This is a genomic window from Azospirillum baldaniorum, assembly GCF_003119195.2.
Taxonomy (GTDB): Bacteria; Pseudomonadota; Alphaproteobacteria; order Azospirillales; family Azospirillaceae; genus Azospirillum; species Azospirillum baldaniorum.
Genome location: NZ_CP022255.1, coordinates 312,942 through 335,043, shown reverse-complemented (window position 1 = coordinate 335,043; position 22,102 = coordinate 312,942). Strand labels below are relative to the sequence as shown.

Sequence of the window (22,102 nt, the reverse complement as noted above, 5' to 3'; positions counted from 1 at the left end):
GCATGGCGGACGCGAAAGCGGGCGGGCTGCCGGCGCGCCCCCTGCTCGTCTATCACGACAGCTGGTACGAGCGCCCGGCCACCGGCCCGGCCGCGACGACGCTGGCGACGCTCCCCGGCTACATGAATCTGGTCGCCCTGTCCTTCGTCCGGCCGGACGCCGCCTATCCCGGCCGCCTCGACCTCAAGGGGACCGGGCTGCAATACGGCTTTTCCGGCACGGTGCTGAGGGACGCCATCACGCTTCTGAAGCAGCGCCAGCCGGACACCCGCGTGCTGCTCGCCGTCGGCGGGGCCAACTACGCCAATTGGGACGCGCTGAATCTCGACGCGCTGGTGCGGCTGGTCCAGGATCTCGGGGTCGACGGGATCGATCTGGATTTCGAGCCGGTGACGCCCGGCTGTTCGGTCCGGCCGCCCGGCCGGGTGCGCTGCCTGTCCGACGCGATGTGGCTGGATCTGGTCGCGCGTTTCCGCAGCGCCTTCCCGCGCCCCCTGCTGCTGACCGTGCCGGGCTGGAGCATCGGCGCCTATGGCGAGGGCGCGTTCCGGGACGCCCAGCCGCGCGGCTCCCATACCGGGTCGATCCTCAACCTGCTGCGTTCCCCGCAGGCGGAGGCGATCGACCTCGTCTCCATCATGGCCTATGAGGCCGGCCCGACCTTCGATCCCTGGCAGGCGTGGCAGGCTTACCGGCAGGTCTGGAAGGGGCCGCTCGCCCTCGGCGTCCAGGTGCCGCCGAGCCAGCTCGGCGGGCCGACCTACACGGTGCCTCTGGCGGAACAGCTCGCGCGGAACGTCGCGCAGGACCCGCAGGGCGGCATGATGCTCTACCCGCTGCTGGGGCGTCCGCCCGGCACGGTCGGTCCGGACAATCCGGACGGCCGCCTTCTGTCCCAGGCGCTGTGCCGCGGGTTGGGCCTCGACGGCTGCGCCGAGGCGCTGCGCTGACAGGTCCCAAGCGGGACGACCGATGCCGCATGCTTCCGCACAGGCACGAGGCGTCCTGACTTTCAGACGATCGCCGCGCCCCATCCCCTCACCTGCCCTCATCAAAGATATTTTCCCAGGCCGATCTATCGATTGCGAATGATTCGCATTCGTGCTTAGGAGTGGGCTGCGAGGTTTTGGGAACGGATGTCGCCCACGTCATGGCTGAAAGAGACCGGTCTTCCCTGCTGGGTCTGCTGATCGACCATTATGAAGAGATGACCGGCCATCTGGCCCGGCGCCTGGGGTCGCTGTGCCTCGCCGAGGACGTCGTGCAGGACACCTATCTGCGGCTGCGCAGCCTGACGGCCCTGCCGGAGATCGACAACCCGCGTTCCTACCTGTACCGCATGGCCGACAACATCGCGCTCGACCGGATGCGTGCGGAGACCCGCCGAGGGCGGCGCTTCGCCCCGGCGGAACTGGGGCTCGACCGTCCGCTGGACGAGCCGGACGCCGAGGCGACGCTGGAGCACAAGCAGCGACTGGAACGGCTGAGCCGGGCGCTGGACGAACTGCCGCCGCGTTGCCGCGAGGTGTTTCTGCTTCACAAATTCGATGGGCTGAGCCATGCCGACATCGCCGCGCGCCTCGGCATCTCGCGCAGCATGGTGGAGAAGCATGTCATGAAGGCCCTGGCCCACTGCCGCGACCGGCTGGCGCTCTGATGGAGCGCGATCGCGACCAGCCGGACTTACCGGACACCCCGCGGGACGCGGCCCTGGCGTGGTTCGTGCGCATGGAGTCGGGCGACGCCGACGCGGCGGACCGCCGGGCCTTTCACGCCTGGCTGGCGCAGGACCCGGCCCACCGCCGCGAGTACGACCGGCTGGCCGGACTGTGGGGCGATCTGGACCGGGTGCCCGATCCGCGCAAGGAACGCCGCGCCGCGCCGACGCGGCGCCGTTTCCTGGCGCTCGGCGCCGTCGGCGGGGCGGCGGCCTGCGCCGCGGCGCTGGGCGGAGCGGTCGTCCTGACCGGCTGGCCGGGCGACCTGAAGACCGGGATCGGCGAGCGGCGGACGGTGGCGCTGGACGACGGCTCGGTCCTGACCCTGGACGCCGACAGCGCGGTGGCCGTCGCCTTCACCGCCGGCGAACGGCGCGTCCGTTTGACCGAGGGGCGGGCGCATTTCGTGACCGCTCCCGACCCGGGGCGCCCCTTCGTCGTCACCTGCGCCGACGGGCGGATCGCCACCGCCGACGCCAGCTTCGTGGTGCACCGCTGCCTGGACTCCGTGGTGGTGGCGGTGGAATCCGGAACGGCCAGCCTGACCACCGGGACGGAGCCCCCCCTTCCCGTCGCCGCCGGGCAAAGCCGATCCTATGGCCCCGATGGTCCCGGCCCGCTGCTGAGCCAGGGCGTGGCGGTGGAGAACGCATGGCGGCACGGCCGGCTGGTTTTCCAGGGACAGCCGCTCGACGCGGTGATTGCCGATCTCAACCGCTACCACCCCGCCCGCATCGTGCTGTGGGACCGCCCGCTCGCCGGACTGCGCTTCGACGGCAGCGTGGACATCAGCCGGCCGGACGCCGCCCTGAACGCCATTCTCCGCACGCTTCCCTTGCGCACGCTGCGCCCCGTTCCCGGCTTGGTCATCATCCGTTCCATCTAGCCGGTTCGTATCAAATTTTTTCCAAACCGAGGTGAGGTGGTTCCCGCCGGGCATCGTCATGACCTGCATACACGAAAATGCAACTCATTCGCAAAATGGCGGGGTCTTGGTGATGATCAATGGCGGGGGACGTCGGCTGCGGGGGCAGACGGCGCGGGGGAAGACGGCGCGGGGGCAGACGGCGCGGGGGAAGACGGCGCGGGGGCAGACGGCGCGGGGGAAGACGGCGCGGGGGCAGACGGCGCGGGGGAAGACGGCGCGGGGGCAGACGGCGCGGGGGAAGACGGCGCGGGGTGGCTGGACTCCGGCTCTGCTGGGCATGCTGCTGGCATCAACGGCGCTTCACGGCGCCCTGGCGGCGCCTGCAACAATCGGGGAAACGGCCATTCAGGTGGCCCAGCAGGGCCGGACCGTCAGCTTCGCCATCGCCGCCGGCCCGCTGCCGGGCGTGCTCGCCGCCTACGGGCAGGCCACCGGCTTCCAGGTGCTCTACCCCTCCGACATCGCGCAGGGCGTTTCCTCGCCGGGGGTGACGGGCACTCTGGCTCCCCAGGACGCGCTGATCCGCCTGCTGGCCGGCACCGGCCTGATCGCGCGCTTCGTCGATCCCGACACGGTGACGCTGGAGAAGCTGCCGGCTCAGGCCGGCGGTGCGGCGGTGCTTGAGCCGGTGACGGTTCAGGGCGGGCTGTCCCGCGATCCGGGCCGCAGCGAGGGCACCGGCTCCTACACCACCGGCTCGACCGACAGCGCCACCAAGCTGAATCTGACGCCGCGCGAGACGCCGCAGTCGGTCAGCGTGATGACCCGCCAGCGCATGGATGACCAGGGGCTGAACGAGATCCGCGACGTGCTCGACCAGACGGTCGGCGTGTCGCGGATGCAGCGCGGTCCGCTGGGCAGCGACGGAGACGATGTCTTCGCGCGCGGCTTCCCGGTGACGAATTATCAGGTGAACGGAATCCCGCGCTCGACCGTGTACGGGTTCGACGATTCCATTTCGGACACGGCGGTGTTCGACCGGATCGAGGTGGTGCGCGGCGCGACCGGCCTTCTGAACGGTGTCGGCGAGCCGTCGGCCTCGGTCAATCTGGTCCGCAAGCGCCCGACCCCGATCCTCCAGGCCTACGCCGAGGGCCAGATCGGTTCCTGGAACCGCTACCGCGGCGAGGCCGACCTGTCGGGTCCGCTGACCGAGAACGGCCGCCTGCGCGGGCGCGTCGTCGGCGCCTATCAGGACAACGACAGCTTCATCGACCGCCTGCACGCGCGCAAGAAGGTGCTCTACGGAGTCCTGGAGGCCGACGTCACGGACGACACCACCTGGACGGTCGGCGTCGAGTACCAGAAGCACCGCTCCGACGACGCCTCCAACTCCGGCTTCCCGCTGTTCTACAGCGACGGGACGAAGACGAACCTCCCCCGCTCCTACAACAGCGGCGCCCGCTGGGCGTACCACATGCACGACAACCTGACGGTCTTCAGCGAGCTGAAGCACCGCTTTGGTGACGGCTGGACGGCGACGCTGAACGTGGAGCGCAACAACCGCGAATATGACAGCCTGCTCGGCTTCGGCACCCGCGGCGACCTGAACCGGGACGGCACCGGCATGGGCATCTGGCCGGGCCGCTGGAACTCCGACTTGGAGCAGACCTCGGTCAGCGCCGACCTGAACGGCGGCTTCGACCTGTTCGGGCGGCGGCACGACCTGATGGCCGGCATCAGCGGCTATTACGCCAAGCGCGAGGGGCTCGACTACCCGCTCTGGACCATCCCCGGCTACGATCCCTCGATCCCCAACTACTTCACCTGGAACGGCAGCATCGCCCAGCCGACGCTCAACCCGACCGGCCGGTCGCAGACCGACGAGCGGCAGGTGGCCGCCTACGCCGCCACCCGCCTGCGCCCGACCGACGCGCTGTCGGTCATCCTCGGCAGCCGCATCAGCCGGTGGGAGCAGATCGAGAAGAGCAGCCCGAACGCGGGGGCGGGAAGCTACAGCAAACGGTCGGAGAACGGGGTGTTCACACCCTTCGCCGGCGTCGTGCTCGACCTGACCGACATCTGGTCGGTCTACGCCAGCTACACCAGCATCTTCAAGCCGCAAAACTACAAGGACGTCAGCGGCCAGTCCCTCGATCCGCTGGACGGCAACGCCTACGAGGCCGGCGTGAAGGCCGAGTTCTTCGGCGGCGCCCTGAACGCCAGCGCCGCGGTGTTCCTGATCCAGCAGGACAATCTGGGCGAGGCCGATCCCGGCCGCTTCGCTCCGGACGGCACGCAGGCCTACCGGGCGGTGAAGGGTGCGGAAAGCAAGGGCTTCGAGCTGGAAGTGGCCGGAGAGGTGATGACCGGCTGGCAGGTCGGCGGCGGCTACAGCCACACCTCGATCAAGAACGCCGACGGCCAGCGGATGATGACCTACGTGCCGCGCGACACCTTCAAGCTGTTCACCACCTACCGCCTGCCGGGCGCTTGGGATCGCGTGATGGTGGGCGGCAACGTCAAGTGGGAAGGCGACGTCTACACCGGCACCGGCGCCCGGCGCTACGACCGCGACGGCTACGCGGTGGTCGATCTGATGACGCGCTATCAGATCACCGACAAGGTCTCGGCCACGCTGAACCTCAACAACCTGTTCGACAAGAAGTACCTGAGCAGCGTCCAGAACTACGGCTACTACGGCGAGCCGCGCAACGTCCTGCTGTCCCTGCGGGCGACGTGGTGATGACGGCGCGGCGGTCGGCGGCGGCTTCCGGTTCCCGGCGCGGTGTGCGCCGCGGTCTCGCCGCCGCCGCGCTGGTGCTCGGCGGGCTGGCCTCCGCCGCCCTGCTGCGCCCGGCCGATCCCGCCGCCTCGGCGGAGGTGGCGGTGGTCGGCCGCGGCACGGTCGAGGACACGGTGACGGCGCTCGGCAAGATCCAGCCGCGCGCCTACGTCGACGTCGGCGCCCAGGTGTCCGGCCAGTTGACCCGGCTGCACGTGACGGTCGGGCAGATGGTCCGCGAGGGCGATCTGCTGGCCGAGATCGACCCCGCCCTGCAACAGGCCAAGGTCGAGGCCGGGCGCGCCGAACGCGCCCGCCTGACCGCCCTGCTGGCCGAGCAGCGGGCGCGCGCCGACTTCGCCGAGGCCCAGCTGGCCCGTCAGGCGGCGCTGCGGCGCAGCGGGTCGGGGCGCGGCGAGGCCTTCGACCAGGCCCGCATGGAGGCGCGCATCGCCGCCGCCCAGGTCGAGGCCACCCAAGCGCAGATCCGCCAGACGGACTCGACCCTCCAGGCCGACGAGGCGCAGCTCGGCTACACCCGCATCTACGCGCCGATGAGCGGCACGCTGATCGCGGTGGACGCCCGCCAGGGCCAGACCATCAACTCCGCCTACGAGGCGCCGGTCCTGATGCGGATCGCCGACCTGTCGGCGATGACCGTGTGGACCCAGGTGTCGGAAGCCGACGTGACGCGGCTGACCGACGGCATGCCGCTCTACTTCACCACGCTCGGCCATCCGGGACGGCGCTGGACCGCGCGCCTCCAGGAAATCCTGCCCGCGCCGCCGAAGCCGCCCGCGACCGGGAACGGCGGCGGCTCGTCCGCGTCCGGCGGCGGCGGGGCAGCCAACAGCGTCGTGCTCTACACCGCGCTGTTCGAAATCGCCAACGACCGGGGGGAGCTGCGCCCGGACATGACCGCCCAGGTCTTCTTCGTGGCCGCCGCGGCCAAGGACGCCGTCACCGTGCCGGTCGCCGCCCTGACCCCGGCCGCCCCGACCTCGGCCACCCTGCCCCCGGCCGACACGGCGGCGGAACGGCACCGCGTGACGCTGATCAGCAGCGGCGGCGCCATCGAGACGCGCGAGGTCCGCGTCGGGGTGCGCGACCGCTTCAACGCCCAGATCCTGGAGGGGCTGGCCGAAGGCGAGCGGATCGTGGTGGGCTGGAAAACCGACGACGGCCGCCCGCCCAAGATCGGGTTCCGGCTGTGAGCGGCCCGCTCCTCGTCCTGGAGGACATCCGCAAGACCTACATCAGCGGCGGCGGCTTGGCGGTCGAGGTGCTGCGCGGCGTTTCCCTGACCGTCGAGGCGGGGGAGTTCGTCGCCATCGTCGGCAGCTCCGGCTCCGGCAAATCGACGCTGATGAACATCCTCGGCGGGCTCGACCGCCCGACCTCCGGACGCTACCGCGTCGACGGGCGCGACGTGACGGCGCTGGAGGGCGACGAGCGGGCGGCGTTGCGGCGGGACGGGTTCGGGTTCGTCTTCCAGCACTACCATCTGATCCCCGGCACGACGGCGCAGGAGAATGTCGAGATGCCCGGCCGCTACGCGGGCCTGCCCGCCGCGCTGCGCGAAGGCCGCGCCGTGGAGTTGCTGGGCCGCCTGGGGCTGGAGGAGCGGCGCCATCACCGCCCCAACCAGCTTTCGGGCGGCCAGCAACAGCGCGTGTCCATCGCGCGGGCGCTGATGAACGACGCCCCGGTGATCCTGGCCGACGAGCCGACCGGTGCTTTGGACAGCGCCAGCGGGGCGGAGGTGGTGGCGCTGCTGCGCGAGCTGTCCGCCGCCGGGCGCACGGTGATTCTCATCACCCACGACCGCAAGGTGGCGGAGGCCGCCGGCCGGGTGATCGAAATGCGCGACGGCCGCATCGTCGCCGACAGCGGCCGCCCGGCCCCGTCACCGGCGAACCCCTCCCCTGCCCCGGCGGAACGCCCGGTCGCCGGCGCCTCCCTGTGGACCGACGCTGGGGAAGCCCTGTCGGCAGCGTTGCGGTCGCTGGGTGCCAACGGCTTCCGCACGGCGCTGACCCTGCTCGGCATCGTCATCGGCGTGGCGTCCGTGATCGCTCTGCTCGCCATCGGCGAGGGCGCCAAGCAGGCGGTGATGGCGCGGGTCGGCGCGCTGGGGGTGAACTTGGTCTATGTCGTGGCGGGCAGCGGCGATCCCCGCCTGCCGGCCACGCCACTGACCGAGGCGGACAGCGAGGCCATCCTGGACTTGCCCAACGTCGAGAGCGTGATGCCCTACCTCGACACGCCGGTGATGGTCCGCCACGGCAACATCGACCACCGGACCGAAGGGCTGGCGACCTCGGCATCCCTGCCGCTGACGCATCGCTGGCCGGTCGCTGAGGGGGCCTTCTTCACCCGCGCCGACGAGCGGGCCGGGGCGGCGGTGGCGGTTCTCGGCCACGGCGTCGCCGAACGGCTGTTCCCGCGCGGAGAATCTCCGCTGGGCAAGCATGTGCTGGTCAACAACATCCCCTTCCTGGTGACCGGCGTGATGGCGAAGAAGGGCGACCTGACCGGCAGCCAGAGCACCGACGACTGGGTGTTCGTGCCGCTGTCCACGGGCGTGCAACGCCTGATCGGCAAGCCGGACCTGCAACTGATCCTGGTCTCGGTGCACGATGTGGGGCGGATCGCGCAGACCCGCGACGCCATTCGTGCCCTGCTCTCCGAGCGTCACGGCCAGGAGGATTTCCAGATCCACGATGGGACCGCGCGCATCCAGGCGGCGGCGGAGACCCAGGACACCATGACGCTGCTGCTCGGCTGCGCCGCGGTCATCACGCTGCTGGTCGGCGGCATCGGGGTCATGAACATCATGCTGGTCAGCGTGACCGAGCGGACCCGCGAGATCGGCATCCGCATGGCCGTCGGCGCCCGCGCCGCCGACATCGAGCGGCAATTCCTGATGGAGGCGGCGCTGGTCGCCGGGCTGGGCGGGCTGGTCGGTGTGGCGCTGGGGCTGGCCGGCGGCGCGGTGATCGGGCTTCTGGCGATGCCGGTGGTCTTCACCGCGACCGCGATCGCCGGAGCGGCAGCCTCCGCCGTGCTCACCGGCATGGTCTTCGGCCTGATCCCCGCCCGCCGTGCGGCGCGGCTCGACCCGGTGGTGGCGCTGGCGAGCGACTAAAGCGGATTGCAATCCGCTTTGGACCGCGCCGGCGGTCCCGGTCGCACATGCGACCGGAGCCCGCCGGCGAATGAGGCGATATGACTCTGAAGCGAACGGAAGTTCGCTTTAGAAAGAGAGGTTGGGGGCGGTCGGCAGCGCGTGCTGGCTGTCGGTGGGGCCACCCCGACAGGCTCGGGGACGCTGGGCGGCGTGCTGCGTCGTCATGTCCACCTCCCCGCCCCCCCTTGGGAGCTTAACAAAGGTGTCCACTGATTCGGCGGAGGCCCAGGTTCGTGTATCGACCCGTCATAGGCGGATCTCAGAATTGCCAGTTCGCTGGGACCCAGGCATAGCCGCCGTCGGTCTTGAGCATCCGGCCGAGGCCCGGAAACGGAAAATGGAAACCCAGCACGGGAATGCGGTCGGCGGCCGCCCGGTCGAAGATGCGCCGGCGGGAGGCGAGCGCGGTGTCCTTGTCGCGGTCGGGTCCGGGACGCCAGGGATTGTCGACGTTGACGACCGGGTGGTAGGCGAGATCGGCGGTCAGCAGCAGCTGGTCGTTTCCGGAATGGACGAGGAAGGTCGCCATGCCCGGCGTGTGGCCGGAGGCGACGATCGTCGTGAGGCCCGGCACGATCTCGGCACCCGCCTCATAGAGTTCGACCGCGTTCCCGACCGGCTCAAGGCTGCTCTTGATCGCGGCGGCGAAGTGCCGGCGGAAATCCTCCGGGACCGGCATGTAGGACAGGTCCGGATCGTTGCGGACGAAGAACTCCCAGTCCGCCCGCGGCACGAAGACGGTGGCCCGGGGGAACGCCCGGCCGCCATTCGCCGTCCTGAGATTGCCGACGTGGTCGGGATGGGTGTGCGAGATCACGATGGCGTCGATGTCCGCGGGACCGAGCCCGATCGCCGCGAGGTTCTGAAAAATGCGCCCGCCGTTCGGCCCCATGGTCGTGCCCGCGCCGGCCTCGACGAGGATGCGCCGTCCGCCGGTTTCGATCAGAAGGGTGTTCAGATTCAACGTCATGTGGTCCGTCGGCAGGAAGGCGCGCCGCAGCACCTCGTGAAGCTCCGCTTCGGGCGCGTCGCTCGCGTAGACGCGGGGCGGACCGCCGATCAGGCCGTCGCTCAACACCACAGCACTGATGTCGCCGACCCGGAAACGGTAGTGGCCGGCGTTGCCGGTCGCGGGCGTCGGCGTCACCTGCGCGGACGCGCCCGCCCCACCACCGGAAGCGAACAGGGTCGATGCGCCGACGGCCGCGGACAGCATGATCCGGCGTCGGTTCAGGGTGAGGGCATTCATCGGTGTTTCCTCCCGAGTGGGGCGCCCGCTTCCAGCCACGGGACCGGGGGTGAGCGATGGCGGACGGCGACCTGGGCGCGACGATCAACCGCAGATCGACCATGACACGGCAAGATTGCGCTGATAAGCTCGTCAAATGTGATCGGCTTGATTAGGCCAGCTTCGCAATGAACCCCATTCGCTTGGACAGCTTCGATGTGTTCGCAGCGATCGTGCGCTGTGGCGGCTTCCGCGCGGCGGCGCTCGAACGGGGCGTCTCGTCATCGGCCTTGAGCCAGACGATGAACGCCCTGGAGGAGGCGCTGGGCATCCGGTTGCTCAATCGGACGACGCGGAGCGTATCGCCGACGGAGGCCGGGCAGCGCCTCCTCGATCGCCTGGCCCCGGCGCTGAGCGACATCCAGCTTGCGATCGCCGAGGTCGGCGAGTTGAGGGACAGCCCATCGGGAACGCTGCGGATCAACGCGCCGGCACCCGCCGTCGATCATCTCCTCTGTCCGCTGGTCTTCGACTTCATGGACGCCTATCCCGAGGTGAGGATCGAGATCATCAGCGACGCCGCGGTGATCGACATCGTGGAGCAGGGGTTCGATGCCGGCGTCCGTTTCGGCAAGCAGTTGGCGCAGGACATGATCGCGGTCCCGTTCGGACCGTCGCTCCGATACGCGATCGTCGCGTCACCGGATTACATCGCGCGGCATGGGCTGCCGGTGACGCCGCATGCCCTGGTCTACCACGACTGCATCAGGCGGAGATTTCCCGGCGGGACCCTCGTCACATGGCGCTTCGCCCGCGGGAGCGACGCGCTGGAGGTCACGCCCGCCGGACGCCTGACGGTCAGCACGGTGCACAACGAGCTTCAGGCCGCCCTGGCCGGCCGGGGCATCGCCCACGTTCTGGACGACTATGCGAAACCCCATGTCCGGGACGGTCGGCTGGTGGAGCTTTTCCCGGAGTGGAGCCCCACCTTGCCGCAGTGGTTTCTGTATTACCCGAATCGCCGCCTGCCGAGCGCGGCCATGCGGGCGTTCCTCGATCACATGAAAGGCTACGACTGGCGGGCCGGGGTTCAGGCCAGCTTCTGAACGACGGTCGCGATGCTGGAGCCCAGGTCACCCAGCGTCTTGACCGTCGCGCCGTACTCGTCCGCGTATTTCTTGAGAATCGTCTTCCAGTCGGCGTTTGGAATCGCGTCGTAGGTGGACGGGTCGAACGCCCGCCGCGCTCCGTCGATCAGCGCGTCCAGGCGCTTCAGGTCGGCGCGGGCCGCGTTCAGCAGCGGGGTGAGGCGGTCGATCAGATCCTTGTACCGATTCACCTTGTTGACCAGACCCAGGAGGGTGGAATCCGCGGTGATGGTGATCCCGTCGATCTTCTTCTGGGTGAGGATCCGCTCCACGTCCGCGTATTTGGCCTCCGCCGCGCCAAGCTGCCGCTCCAGCTTGTTCACCGACTCCGCCATGAGGTAGCGTCGGCTTTCGGCCCGCTCGACCGCCTTCATCGCCTCCTGCGCGCTGGCCCTGTGTTTCTTCACGGCGCTCTGCAGAGCGACCACCTCGTCCGCGCCGTCGTTGAAGCTGTCGTAGGCCGCCTTCCCTTCCTTAACCACGTCGAGCGTGATCTTGGCACCCGCCACGACCAGCGGCAGCGCCGCGCCCCCGGTCAACACTGTGGCCATGATGGCGAGGGCCGTCGCCGTCAGAGCGAGAACAATCTTTCCCACCGTCTTGGCGTAGACCTTCCACTTCATGTCCTCGAGCATCTTGCGCACGGCCGCGTCGAGGCCGGCGAAGGCCTTCTTCACGATCAGCTTCATGACCGTCGCAATGCCGCCGACGATTCCCCCGAAGCGGTCGGCGGCCCGCTGCTCCATGGTGTCGTTGATCGTGTTCATGAACAAAAACAGGTTGCGGCCGTCGATCTCGTGCTTGTCGATCTTTTGATCCCACGCCTGGATCTGCTTCTTTATTTCGGCGACCGTCTTCTCTTCGGCCTTCATCAACTCCTGAATGGCCTCGCGCACATTCTTGTTGAAAAGATCGACCACCTTCTTCGGTATCGGCTTTCCCGACGGATCGGTTTTCGGGGGGTCCCAGGAGAACTCGACATCCACCTTGTTGTTGTTTCCGGAAAATTCGAAATATTTGTATTTCCCGTACTCGTAGGAGAACTTTATCGACTGGTCCGCCATGCTGTCCACCCTTCCACTGCAAAATGCTGCAAGGCGTCGTCCAGCCGGGAAGACGACCATGGCACCATGGTGATGTCCCGATGAAAACAGCGGAAGAAGAATTGCCTCCAGTTGGGATCAAACACGTCCGCGACCCCAGCAATTTGGCACGGGATGATATCTCCAGGGCAATCGCATTTGACCTTTATAGCCCTCTCCCCTCCGGGGAGAGGGTGGCCCGCAGGGCCGGTGAGGGGGTTGCGCGTGGCGGTGCGTTCGGCACAAGCGCAACCCCCTCACCCTAACCCTCTCCCCAGAGGGGAGAGGGGATTTTAAATGCGATCACCCTGATGATATCTCGGGGCATGGTTGATCCGCTGGCCGGTGATCCACCGGGTGGACCAGAGTGGACTCCCGGCGCCGTCGGCAAGCCAGAAGCTCAGAGTCCGTCGGCGCATTCCGTCGCTTCGCCACCAACCGGCCGATGGCGCGCGCCGGCCCACGTCAGCACTGCAGCGGTGCTGAATGCTGCTCCCAGCATCGAAACGCCGTGCCAGCCGGCATGGGCGTAAGCCATGGTCGCGGCACTTGCTCCCATGGCACTGCCAATCGAATAGAAAACCATGTAGCCACCGACGAGACGGCTGCGTGCCGTCGGGTGGCGGGCGACGATGATGCTCTGGTTGGTGACGTGGACCGCCTGCACGGCGAGATCGAGCAGGACGACGCCGATCAGGAGAAGCGGAATGGACGATGGCAGAAACGCAATCAGCCCCCATGACAGCAGCAGGAGCGTGAGAGACAGGGTCATCGTACATTGGCCGAGACCGCGGTCCGCGAGGCGTCCCGCGCCCGTCGCGGCTATCGCCCCTGCTACACCGACCAGACCGAACAGTCCGATCTGCGTGTGCGAATAGTGGAAAGGGGCGGTGCTGAGCGGCAGAACCAAGCTTGTCCAGAATGTGCTGAAGGCCGCAAAGATCAGCAGAGCGAGAAGTCCGCGCGTCAGCAAAACCCGGTCACGCAGAAACAGGGCGGGAATGGAGCGCAGTGTCCCGGCGTAGCTGTCGGTGCTGCCCGGCAACGGCGTTCGCGGCAGAACACGCGTCAGCAGCCCGACCATAGCCGCCATCAGAATGGCCGATGTCAGATAGACCACCCGCCAGCCGCCGAGGTCGGCGAGCAGCCCGGCGACAAAGCGGGCGCCAAGGATGCCGATGACGATGCCGCTCGTCACCGTGCCGACCGCCCTGCCGCGTTCGGCGGGCGTCGCGAGCGTCGCGGCGAAGGCGACCAGAACCTGCACCACGACGGCGAGCAGGCCCATCGCGGCGAGGCCGGTGAACAGAACCTCTTCGGTTTTCGCCGTCGCTACAGCGACCAACGCGATGATCGACAGAAGGCCTTGGCCAATCACAAGCCGACGACGGTCAAGCAGGTCGCCAAGTGGGGGGTCATCGCAGAATCTGTTCAAAATCGTACGCTAAGCGGCGACCCTCTGGAACGAAGCGGGAATTCGCCGGAGCGGTCGGAACGCTACCGAGGAATCCACGTCGTCGTCGGCCCAGACATAGTCTCCGGTGAGCGCGATGTGCTCCCAGCCGAGTGGCGCCACATGTGCTAACAGGTCGGCGGGAATGTCTTCGCCGGCTGCGCGCAGCGCGTCCACGGCGCGACCCAGATAAACGGTGTTCCAGAGCACGATGGCGGCGACCACCAGGTTGAGCCCCGAGGCCCGATGGCTCTGGTTCTCGAACGTCCGGTCACGCAGTTCGCCCAGACGATGGAAGAAGACGGCCCGCTTGAGCGAATGCTCCGCCTCCCCCTTGTTCAGGCCAGCATGGGAGCGACGGCGGAGGTCCGGGTCCTTCAGCCAGTCCAAGGTTGCCAGTGTGCGTTTGATGCGGCCGATCTCGCGCAACGCTTTGGCGAGCTGGTTCTGCCGCGGGTAGGCCGCGAGGCGGCGCAAGAGGGCGGACGGCGCTGCGGTCCCAGTGCGCACGGACGTGGCCAGATACAGCAGGTCATCCCAGGATTCCTCGACGAAATGCAGGCGCACCGGGCCGCCGATCAATGGCGTCAGCAATCCGTAATCGGCCGTGCGGTCAATCACATACAACCGACGCTCCTTGAGATCGCGGACGCGAGGGGCGAAGCGGAACCCCAGAAGATGGCAGAGTCCCGACACATGATCGGTCGCGCCGGCCGTATCGGTGTAGTGCTCGCGGATGGACAGCGCGCTGCCGTGCATCAGAAGGCCGTCCAGCACATGTGCCGCCTCGCCCGCCGTGGCCGAGATCACCTTCGTGTGGAAGGGAGAGAACCGATCGGAGACATGGGTGTAGAACAGCGCGCCGGGGTCGTCGCCATAGCGGCCGTTCACGTCGGAGCGCGCCTCGCCACGGCCGCCCGCCCGGAAGAACTGCCCGTCCGACGACGAGGTGTCGCCCGGCCCCCAGTGGTGGGCCATCGGGTGGGCGTGGTGGGCGTTCACCACGGTGGCCAGGGCAGCGGCGTAGGTTTCGTCGCGCACATGCCACTCCGCCGTCCAGATCAGCCGGGCATGGTTCAAGCCCCGCGACGCCTCGGCCATGCGCGACAGCCCCAGATTGGTGCCGTCCGCCAGCACCGTGCCGAGCACCGCGGCGCGGTCGAAGGCCGGCTCGCCGGTGCGCACATGGGTGAAGCTGCTGGCGAATCCGGTCCAGCGGTCGACCTCGGCCAGGATCTCGGTGATCCGTATGCGCGGCAGGAGCGCGGACAGCCGTTTGGCGAGAGCGCCCGCGGCCTCGGGTACGGCGCGGGACAGCGGCGAAATGGTCAGGCGGCCGTCCTCCAGCGTAACGCCCGGCAATCGGTTGACTTCGGCCAACGCGGCAACCTCGCGCAATCGGTCGTCCAGGAGCTTCGTCCGCTCCGTGGCATAGTCCGGCCACGACACCGGGATGGGCAAGTCAAGGCTCCCGGTGCTGCGCAGGTCCTCGAACGTTGGCCGGGGCAGCAGAAAGTCGGTGAACCGTCGATAGGCGCGGGCGCCCTCGATCCAGACATCGCCGGCACGCAGCCGTTCGCGCAGATGCGCGAATACGGCCATTTCATAGGCGCGGCGATCGAGGTTCTTACCCTGTGGCAGCACGAGGGGCCGCCAACGGCGCTGGAGAAAGGAGACCGGCGCGTCCTTCGCCAGGGTCGGCCGGCCTTCCGACGCATACAGTGCCTTGATGGCGTCGACCGCCTTGAGCAGCGGATCGGACTTGCGGTACGAGCTGAAGGCAAAGGTTTGCAGGAAGGTCGGGGCAAACCGCCGGGCGGACGCATGCCGCTCCACCACCTCGGGCAGGCTGTTGCCTTCGTCGGCGGTCTCGGCGACGCCGACGGCGTGATCGACACTCTTCTCATAGGCTTCCCACCCCACGGCCGCCTCGATGGCGGCGAACGGATCGGTCCCGTTCCGTCGGGCGGCGACGAGAGCCCGGCCGCTCACCGCGTGCATCCAGACCAAGCTTTCCTGCTCCTTGGCCCGGTCGGTCAGCCGTTCCGTGCGCTTGCGCTCGGCGCGCCGGAACAGGGCTCCCATCAGCCGGTCGAACATCTCCACGGCGGCGTCGCTGAGTCGGGCCTCCTGCTCGATGACGAAGGCGGTCAGGACGGCAAGACGGCGTTCCGGGCCCAGGCGCGACAGGTGCTGCGCATCCATGATTCCCGCTTCGCCGGCGATGATGGCATAGCGGACTTGATGAATGCGTCGCGCCCGATCCGCTTCGATGCCGATGGCCCGCACCGTTGCCAAGCGCTCCGCCAGACGGACCAGATTCGCCGCGGAAGGCACCTCCGACCACTCGCGCAGTTGCGTCAAGCCGGTGCGGCCCTCCGGTTCCGTCACCTTCAGGAGCGCCAGGAGGCGCTCGGTCTGTCGATCCTCCAACCCGCGGATCAGACTGGCATAAGCGGTGGCTCGAGCCCTGGCACGGACGGCGAGGCCGAGGCGCTCCACCACGGTGGCGACCGGCAGCAGGACGCGGCGCGCCCGCAGCTCTTCCACTACAGCCAAGGCGATGGCGTCGCCCCGGTCGGTGCCGCGGGCCACCTCCGATGCCACACGCCACATGGCCCGATAGTCGGCCAAGCCGAAGGGCGACAGCCCGAAGGCCGCTTGCAGTTCGGCCAAATGCTCGCGCCGGGCTTCCTCCCGCCGGGCGTAGTCGACGAACAATGCCGGATCGGCCCCGACCTGTCCGGCGATGTGAGCGAGCATGGCGGTCGGTGGTTCCTCGCCAATTCCCAGGGCCCGTCCAGGATGGCGCAGGTAGGCCAGCTGCATCGCGAAGCCGAGCCGGTTCCAGGGACGGCGCCGGCGACGCACGTGCGCCAGATCGTCCGGCGAGAGGGTGTACAGGCGCGTGATGGCGGTCGGCTCCGACGGTGGATCGAACAGAGCGGCTCGCGTCTGAGGGGATAGAAGCTGGTGGCGGGGCATGGGATGGGCATTGCGCAAACGGCCGTCTGCACACGGGTCTGGAGGGGAACGGAAGAACAAAGGCTTGCGGGTTGCGCAACCCTGTTGCCAAATTCGTATCCAAGGCAACGGGTTTGCGCAAGGACGGTGCGATGCTGCTGGGCTACGCGCGCGTGTCGAAAGCGGAAGGGCAGGATACCTCAGCCCAGGTGGACGCCCTGCGGGTGGCTGGGTGCATGCGTGTCTTCCAGGAAGCGGGATCGGGTGGCCGCTGGGACCGGCCCGAGCTGCATCGGCTGCTCGACCAGCTGCGGCCCGACGACGTGGTTGTCGTCTGGAAGCTCGACCGGCTGTCCAGGTCGCTGAAAGACCTGCTGCTGATCCTGGAGCGGATCGAGCAGGCGCAAGCCGGATTCCGCTCGCTCACCGAGGCCGTCGACACCACCGGCCCGGCAGGCCGCATGATGATGCAAATGCTGGGCGCCTTCGCCGAATTCGAGCGCGCCATGATCCGCGAGCGCACCCGGGCGGGATTGGAAGCCGCCAGAAATCAGGGACGCCACGGCGGTCGACGCCCGAAACTCACGACCGCCCAATGCCGGGAAATCGTTGAGATGGTGACATCGGGGAGGAAGTCCGCCGCCGAGGTTTCACGGCTCTTCGGCGTCCATCCCGCCACGGTCAGCCGCTTGCTCTCCCGGGCCCGCCGCTTAGCGGACGATTCTGAACAGATTCTGCGATGACCCCAAGGACGTGTCACCACCGGACAACTAGCAACCAATTGCGATACCATCGGATCGCCTCCAACGCGACCTTTGCCTTGAACTCCGCCGAATACCGCTTCCATTTCCCATTATCAGGTCCGTCCTCCATCATGGGCGAACCAAGCTTATTCGATTGTCCAGGAAACTTTGAACACATGCCGTCCCCACGGCGGCAGGTCGAGATAAAGTCCTCGTGAAATGAGGGCGTTCCCTTCTCGATCGTAGCTGGCGGAGCCTATCAAATCACGGAGACGCACTGTACCACCTGCGAGATCATCCCATGGGAGGCGGACATAGCACTGGCTCTGATGGGCAGCGTAGTTGACGGCGACGAGGATTCTCTGGCCATTGCTTCCTTCCCAGCATGACGCAATACAGGAATCCCACGTCCAATTGCTCTCCCAGGCCGGTGTGCAACTGAGGAGACGCCACTCGCCATTCCGCACAGTCGGTTGCCGGAGAACGGCCAGGAGTTCGCAGTAGAAGTGCTTCAGCGCCTCGTTTTGGGGCTCGATCGGGGCACGAACGAGGTGCGGCGAGATCCGCTTCTTACATCCCTCGAACTGTCCCTGATGAAAGAACCGCAGGCCCGGAGAAAGATACGTGATGACAGCGGCGGCCTCATGCATTCCAGTTGCCAAAGTCGCGGCGGCGCGGGGCTCGTCGTGGTTCTCGAGAAACCGGGCGAGTTTCTTCTGGTCATCGGGCCCAGCCTGGAGGTGCTCCCGAACCGGCCGGGCCTGCCCGGCACGCAGGCGGTCGTACAGCCGCTTGTCGTAGGCATAGTCGAAGCCCTGCTGCAGCATGGTCCATTCCAAATCCCAGTAGACCTCGGCCATGAAGCGAAACCTCGGGACCCGCTCGCGGATGCGCATAATTGCGGCGGGCCAGAACGCGGGCGCCGGCAGTCCCCAGGTCCGCGCGAATACGTCAGGCAGCACGAGCATCGCCATGTCGCAGCGCACACCATCGCATTGCTCGGCTATCGTCAGCAGCTCGCCGATCATCGCCTCCTGCGTCGCCGGGTTGCCGTAGTTTAGTTGGAGCGTGTCGGGCCAGCCAGAGAAGTACGGGTCGCGACCGTGGGCCAGGAGCCGGTCGCCGCGGCTCCCTTTGACCCATATGTAATTCTGCGGTGCTCGCGCCAGATCCAACTCGGTTCCAGAGACGTAGTATTCAGGATGGTCCTCGATCCACGGGTGATCCAACGCGGTATGATTCGGGACGAAATCCAGCATCAGCTGTAGCCCACGCTGCCGAAGCCGGTCACGCAGCCGTGCCAGCGCAACCTTCCCGCCAAGCCCCGGATGCACCGTATATCCGGTGATCGCAAACCCGGAGCCGGCGATGTCCTCCTCGCGAAGGTCTGGAAGCGTCTCCTCGAACTCGCGGCGCCATGCCTGATCGGTGCGCGAAATATGCTGTCCCGCCAGTCCGGTGCTCCACACGCTGAGCAGCCAGATCCAGTCGAAGCCAGCTCCGGCGATGTGATCGAGCTCGGTGTCGGGAACATCGTCCAGCGTGGCTGGCCGGCCAAGAGACACGGACAGTTTCGTCAGCCAGACACGCGTGTTGATCTGATAAAGCGAAGGGCACGGCGTCGGCCTGTCGATACCCCCGTCCGCTGACAGTGGCGCCGGCGCGCCCAGTTCGTCGTTCACGGTTCTGCCTCCAGGGTGGCGGCCTTCTTCCCGAGTTCGAGCATCTGCTCCGCGGTGGCGGTTGCGAACAGGTGCATGATGCGTGCGATGATGCCGGTCCAACCGGTCTGATGACTGGCGCCGATTCCGGCACCATTGTCACCGTGGAAGTACTCATAGAACAGGAGGTTGTCGCGCCAGTGTGGGTCCTCTTGGAATTTTCGGGTCCCTCCGTAGACCGGCCGTCGGTCATTCGCGTCGCGGATAAAGATGCTGGTCAGGCGGCGTGCAAGTTCCTCGGCGACCTGATACAGCGTCATGTGCCGCCCGGAACCGGTGGGACATTCGATGGTGAAAGCATCGCCGTAGTATAGATAATATTGCAGCAGTGCGCGGATGATCAGCCCATTCACAGGCATCCAGATCGGGCCACGCCAATTGGAATTGCCGCCGAACATCCCGCTGTCGGATTCCGCTGGCAGGTAAGATACCCGATACTCCTGGGTGCCGACGCGGAAAACATAGGGATGCTCCGCATGATGCCGGGAGAGTGCCCGGATGCCATAAGGGCTCAGGAACTCCTTCTCATCGAGCATCGCTGCCAGGACGCGGCGAAGCTTGCTTTCGTCGAGGATCGCCGCGAGCCTCCGGCCGCCCTGACCGCACGTGACCGGATCGTGGATGAAGGCCCTCAGCTCGGGCCGCGCCTCGAGGAACCGGCGGGCGTTTTGCCGGATCTCCGGGTATTTCTCCAACATCTCGCCATCGAAGACCGTGACGGCACAGAGAGGAAGCAGCCCCACCATGGAGCGGACCTTCAGTCGCTCGGTCCGCCCGTCGGGCAGCCGCAGCACATCGTAGAAGAACCCGTCCGCCTCGTCCCACATGCCGGTGCCGCCGCCGGCGCGCAGCATCGATGTCGCAATCCACAGGAAATGCTCGAAGAATTTGAGCGCCATGTCCGCATACGCCGGACGGGACATCGCAAGTTCGGCGGCAATTTCGAGCATATTCTGGCAGAACAGCGCCATCCATGCTGTACCGTCAGCCTGTTCGAGGTAGCCCCCGGTCGGCAACGGAGCGCTGCGGTCGAAAACGCCGATATTGTCCAGACCGAGAAATCCGCCTTCGAACACATTGCTGCCGGTGCGATCCTTGCGGTTCACCCACCAAGTGAAATTGAGCAACAGCTTGTGGAAGCTGCGTTCCAGCCACTCGACATCGCCCTGGCCGCGCCGGGCCGCTTCCAGGCGGAAGGTGAAAATGGTCGCCCAAGCATGGACCGGCGGGTTGACATCGCCGAAGTTCCATTCGTAGGCGGGAATTTGCCCACTCGGATGCTGGTACCGATGCCTGAGCATGAGGTCGAGTTGTTGCTTGCCGAAATTCTCATCCACCATCGTCAGCGCAAGGACGTGGAAGGCCAGGTCCCAGGCCGCGTACCAAGGATATTCCCATTTGTCCGGCATCGACAGGATGTGGGCGTTCTCCATGTGGTGCCAGTGTTCGTTGCGGGGCGCATGGCGTTGCGGGCTCAACCGATCGCTGCCGCGCTCCTCAAGCCAGCGATCGACATCGTAGTAGTAGAACTGCTTCGACCACAGCATGCCGGCCAGCGCCTGCCGCATCACGTTGGCGGCATCCGCGTCGAGCGACGGCGGGACCACCGTGGCGTAGAACTCATCCGCCTCCCTTCGCCGGGCTTCCATCACCACATCGAAATCGTTGCCGAATGGATCGGCTGTCTCTCCATCGTGAAGCCGCAAGCGCAGCGCCACCGATTGCCCAGCCCCAACCGTGATCGGATAGTGGGCCGACACTTTCGTTCCGCTGTGCTCCGGATTCACCGCGTCCTCTCGGCCATGAACGACGTAGTTCCCGATTCCGTCCTTCACGTATGGTATCCGGTTCGGCGTGTCGAAGAGCCGCTCCGTGTTGGTTTCATTTTCGGTAAAGAGCAGCGCTGCAGCGCCGTCGCATGACAGGAAGCGCCCGCCGAGATCCGGGTGGGACGCTGCGATCACGCCGGGGGCGGCCTGACGAAGCACTGGCCGCTTCGCGCCATCCCTCCATGACCAGGTGTTCCGGAACCAGAGCGTCGGCAGCACATGCAGCGTTGCCGGCTCGGGTCCGCGGTTGCTGACTGTGATCCGGATGAGGAGATCGTCTGCAGATGCCTTGGCGTACTCGATAAAGACGTCGAAATAGCGATCCTGGTCGAACACGCCCGTGTCGAGCAGTTCGTACTCGGGATCCTGCTTGGTTCGCCTGCGATTGGTATGAACAAGATCGTCGTAGGGATATGCGCCCTGCGGATATTTGTAGAGATACTTCATGTAGGAGTGGGTTGGTGTAGAGTCGAGGTAGAAGTAGTATTCCTTGACGTCCTCGCCATGATTTCCCTCGTTGTTCGTCAGCCCGAACAGCCGTTCCTTGAGAATCGGGTCCTGGCCGTTCCACAAGGCCAACGCGAAGCACAGAATTTGACGGTCGTCGCAAATGCCGGCGAGACCGTCCTCGCCCCATCTGTAGGCACGCGAGCGTGCATGATCATGCGGGAAGTAGTTCCAGGCATCGCCGCTTTCACTGTAATCCTCGCGGACTGTGCCCCACTGCCGCTCGCTCAGATATGGCCCCCATTTCTTCCATCCGGCACCATGCTCCTGGCATTCCCGCAGTCGCTCATGCTCCGCGGTCGACCCGGAAGTGCCGTTGCCACGCGGCGGTACCGCGTCGCCTCGAACCGTATTTCCCATCCTTTTGCCCTTCATGGGTTACTCCACTGGTTCGGGGGGTGATGCAGGTTCGATAGGGTGGGCCAGGCGCCGCCAGTTCTGGCCGAAATTCCAAGTCATCAAATTTTGACCATTAAATCTCTTTATTTGTCAATTCGGGAATTGACACTCGAAAAGTCCTGAGAGGAGCGATTCAAAACTTGGTTATTACTATCATAATGCGGCCACGAAGTTCTCCGTATTGAGAAATCCACAGACAATGGCCCTGTTGTTGTCCAAAAATGCAATGGTAGCCTTAGTAGTGATATGGTACTCCTTCACCTGTGCTAGCTGGTTTGCAATAAAGGTGAGGTCAGATATCCACATGTCGGAAGGTGTGCCGGCGTGGCTATCCCTCGATTCAATGGATACCTTTGCTAGGCTCCGGACCCATGAAAGGACTTTTCTGGATGGAATCGTTGTGATTCAACGCCCTGGAAAGGGGCTTTGTGAGGAAGGACGGTCCGTCGGCGCCAGAACGCGTTGAT

13 protein-coding genes and 1 pseudogene are annotated in these 22,102 nt (G+C 66.7%); 8 read left to right on the top strand and 6 right to left on the bottom strand.

Annotated features, from left to right (window positions below; genetic code table 11):
* The first annotated feature begins 2 nt into the window (after positions 1-2).
* From Sp245p_RS23780 to Sp245p_RS23750, 6 genes are all read left to right on the top strand, one after another.
* A complete protein-coding gene (locus Sp245p_RS23780; RefSeq protein WP_014199062.1) occupies positions 3-950 on the top strand; it encodes a glycosyl hydrolase family 18 protein in 948 nt (315 codons plus the stop codon).
* A gap of 200 nt (positions 951-1,150) precedes the next feature.
* Positions 1,151-1,657, top strand: a complete 507-nt coding sequence (locus tag Sp245p_RS23775; protein WP_014199063.1) for a sigma-70 family RNA polymerase sigma factor — start codon at positions 1,151-1,153, stop codon at positions 1,655-1,657.
* Entirely contained in the window at positions 1,657-2,604 is a 948-nt protein-coding gene (locus Sp245p_RS23770) for a FecR family protein (protein ID WP_109138952.1), read from the top strand. Before Sp245p_RS23775 ends, Sp245p_RS23770 begins: the two co-directional genes overlap by 1 nt.
* Positions 2,605-2,716: 112 nt before the next feature.
* Complete coding sequence (locus Sp245p_RS23760; protein ID WP_281291747.1) at positions 2,717-5,332, top strand: TonB-dependent siderophore receptor; 2,616 nt, start codon at positions 2,717-2,719, stop codon at positions 5,330-5,332.
* On the top strand, positions 5,326-6,585 hold the full coding sequence (locus tag Sp245p_RS23755; protein WP_014199068.1) for an efflux RND transporter periplasmic adaptor subunit: 1,260 nt from the start codon (positions 5,326-5,328) through the stop codon (positions 6,583-6,585). The genes Sp245p_RS23760 and Sp245p_RS23755 overlap by 7 nt, the downstream gene beginning before the upstream one ends.
* Entirely contained in the window at positions 6,582-8,519 is a 1,938-nt protein-coding gene (locus Sp245p_RS23750) for a MacB family efflux pump subunit (protein WP_014199069.1), read from the top strand. The genes Sp245p_RS23755 and Sp245p_RS23750 overlap by 4 nt, the downstream gene beginning before the upstream one ends.
* Positions 8,520-8,820: 301 nt before the next feature.
* Here the strand turns inward: Sp245p_RS23750 and Sp245p_RS23745 are convergent, their stop codons facing one another.
* Complete coding sequence (locus Sp245p_RS23745; RefSeq protein ID WP_014199070.1) at positions 8,821-9,810, bottom strand: MBL fold metallo-hydrolase; 990 nt, start codon at positions 9,808-9,810, stop codon at positions 8,821-8,823.
* Between the two features lie 167 nt (positions 9,811-9,977).
* Between Sp245p_RS23745 and Sp245p_RS23740 the strand changes: the two genes are divergently transcribed.
* Complete coding sequence (locus Sp245p_RS23740; RefSeq protein ID WP_014199071.1) at positions 9,978-10,895, top strand: LysR family transcriptional regulator; 918 nt, start codon at positions 9,978-9,980, stop codon at positions 10,893-10,895.
* Here the strand turns inward: Sp245p_RS23740 and Sp245p_RS23735 are convergent.
* The 3 genes and pseudogenes from Sp245p_RS23735 to Sp245p_RS23720 all read right to left on the bottom strand — a co-directional run bounded on the left by Sp245p_RS23735 (position 10,880) and on the right by Sp245p_RS23720 (position 16,457).
* The gene (locus tag Sp245p_RS23735) at positions 10,880-12,061 is read right to left on the bottom strand and encodes a hypothetical protein (protein WP_129557215.1); all 1,182 of its coding nucleotides are present in this window, start codon (positions 12,059-12,061) and stop codon (positions 10,880-10,882) included. The two genes, Sp245p_RS23740 and Sp245p_RS23735, sit on opposite strands and share 16 nt — an antisense overlap.
* 358 nt (positions 12,062-12,419) lie before the next feature.
* Positions 12,420-13,430: pseudogene (locus tag Sp245p_RS23725) on the bottom strand (MFS transporter); the annotation flags it as partial.
* Between the two features lie 33 nt (positions 13,431-13,463).
* The gene (locus Sp245p_RS23720; RefSeq protein ID WP_014199074.1) at positions 13,464-16,457 is read right to left on the bottom strand and encodes a Tn3 family transposase; all 2,994 of its coding nucleotides are present in this window, start codon (positions 16,455-16,457) and stop codon (positions 13,464-13,466) included.
* A gap of 131 nt (positions 16,458-16,588) precedes the next feature.
* On the opposite strand from Sp245p_RS23720, the gene Sp245p_RS23715 reads away from it, so the two are divergent.
* Positions 16,589-17,179 carry a recombinase family protein gene (locus Sp245p_RS23715; RefSeq protein ID WP_014199075.1) on the top strand — a complete coding sequence of 197 codons (591 nt, stop codon included), beginning with the start codon at positions 16,589-16,591 and terminating at the stop codon, positions 17,177-17,179.
* A 146-nt stretch (positions 17,180-17,325) separates the two neighbouring features.
* Here the strand turns inward: Sp245p_RS23715 and Sp245p_RS23710 are convergent, their stop codons facing one another.
* On the bottom strand, positions 17,326-18,861 hold the full coding sequence (locus tag Sp245p_RS23710) for an alpha-amylase family glycosyl hydrolase (RefSeq protein WP_014199076.1): 1,536 nt from the start codon (positions 18,859-18,861) through the stop codon (positions 17,326-17,328).
* Entirely contained in the window at positions 18,858-21,611 is a 2,754-nt protein-coding gene (locus tag Sp245p_RS23705) for an MGH1-like glycoside hydrolase domain-containing protein (protein WP_014199077.1), read from the bottom strand. Before Sp245p_RS23705 ends, Sp245p_RS23710 begins: the two co-directional genes overlap by 4 nt.
* Positions 21,612-22,102: the final 491 nt, after the last annotated feature.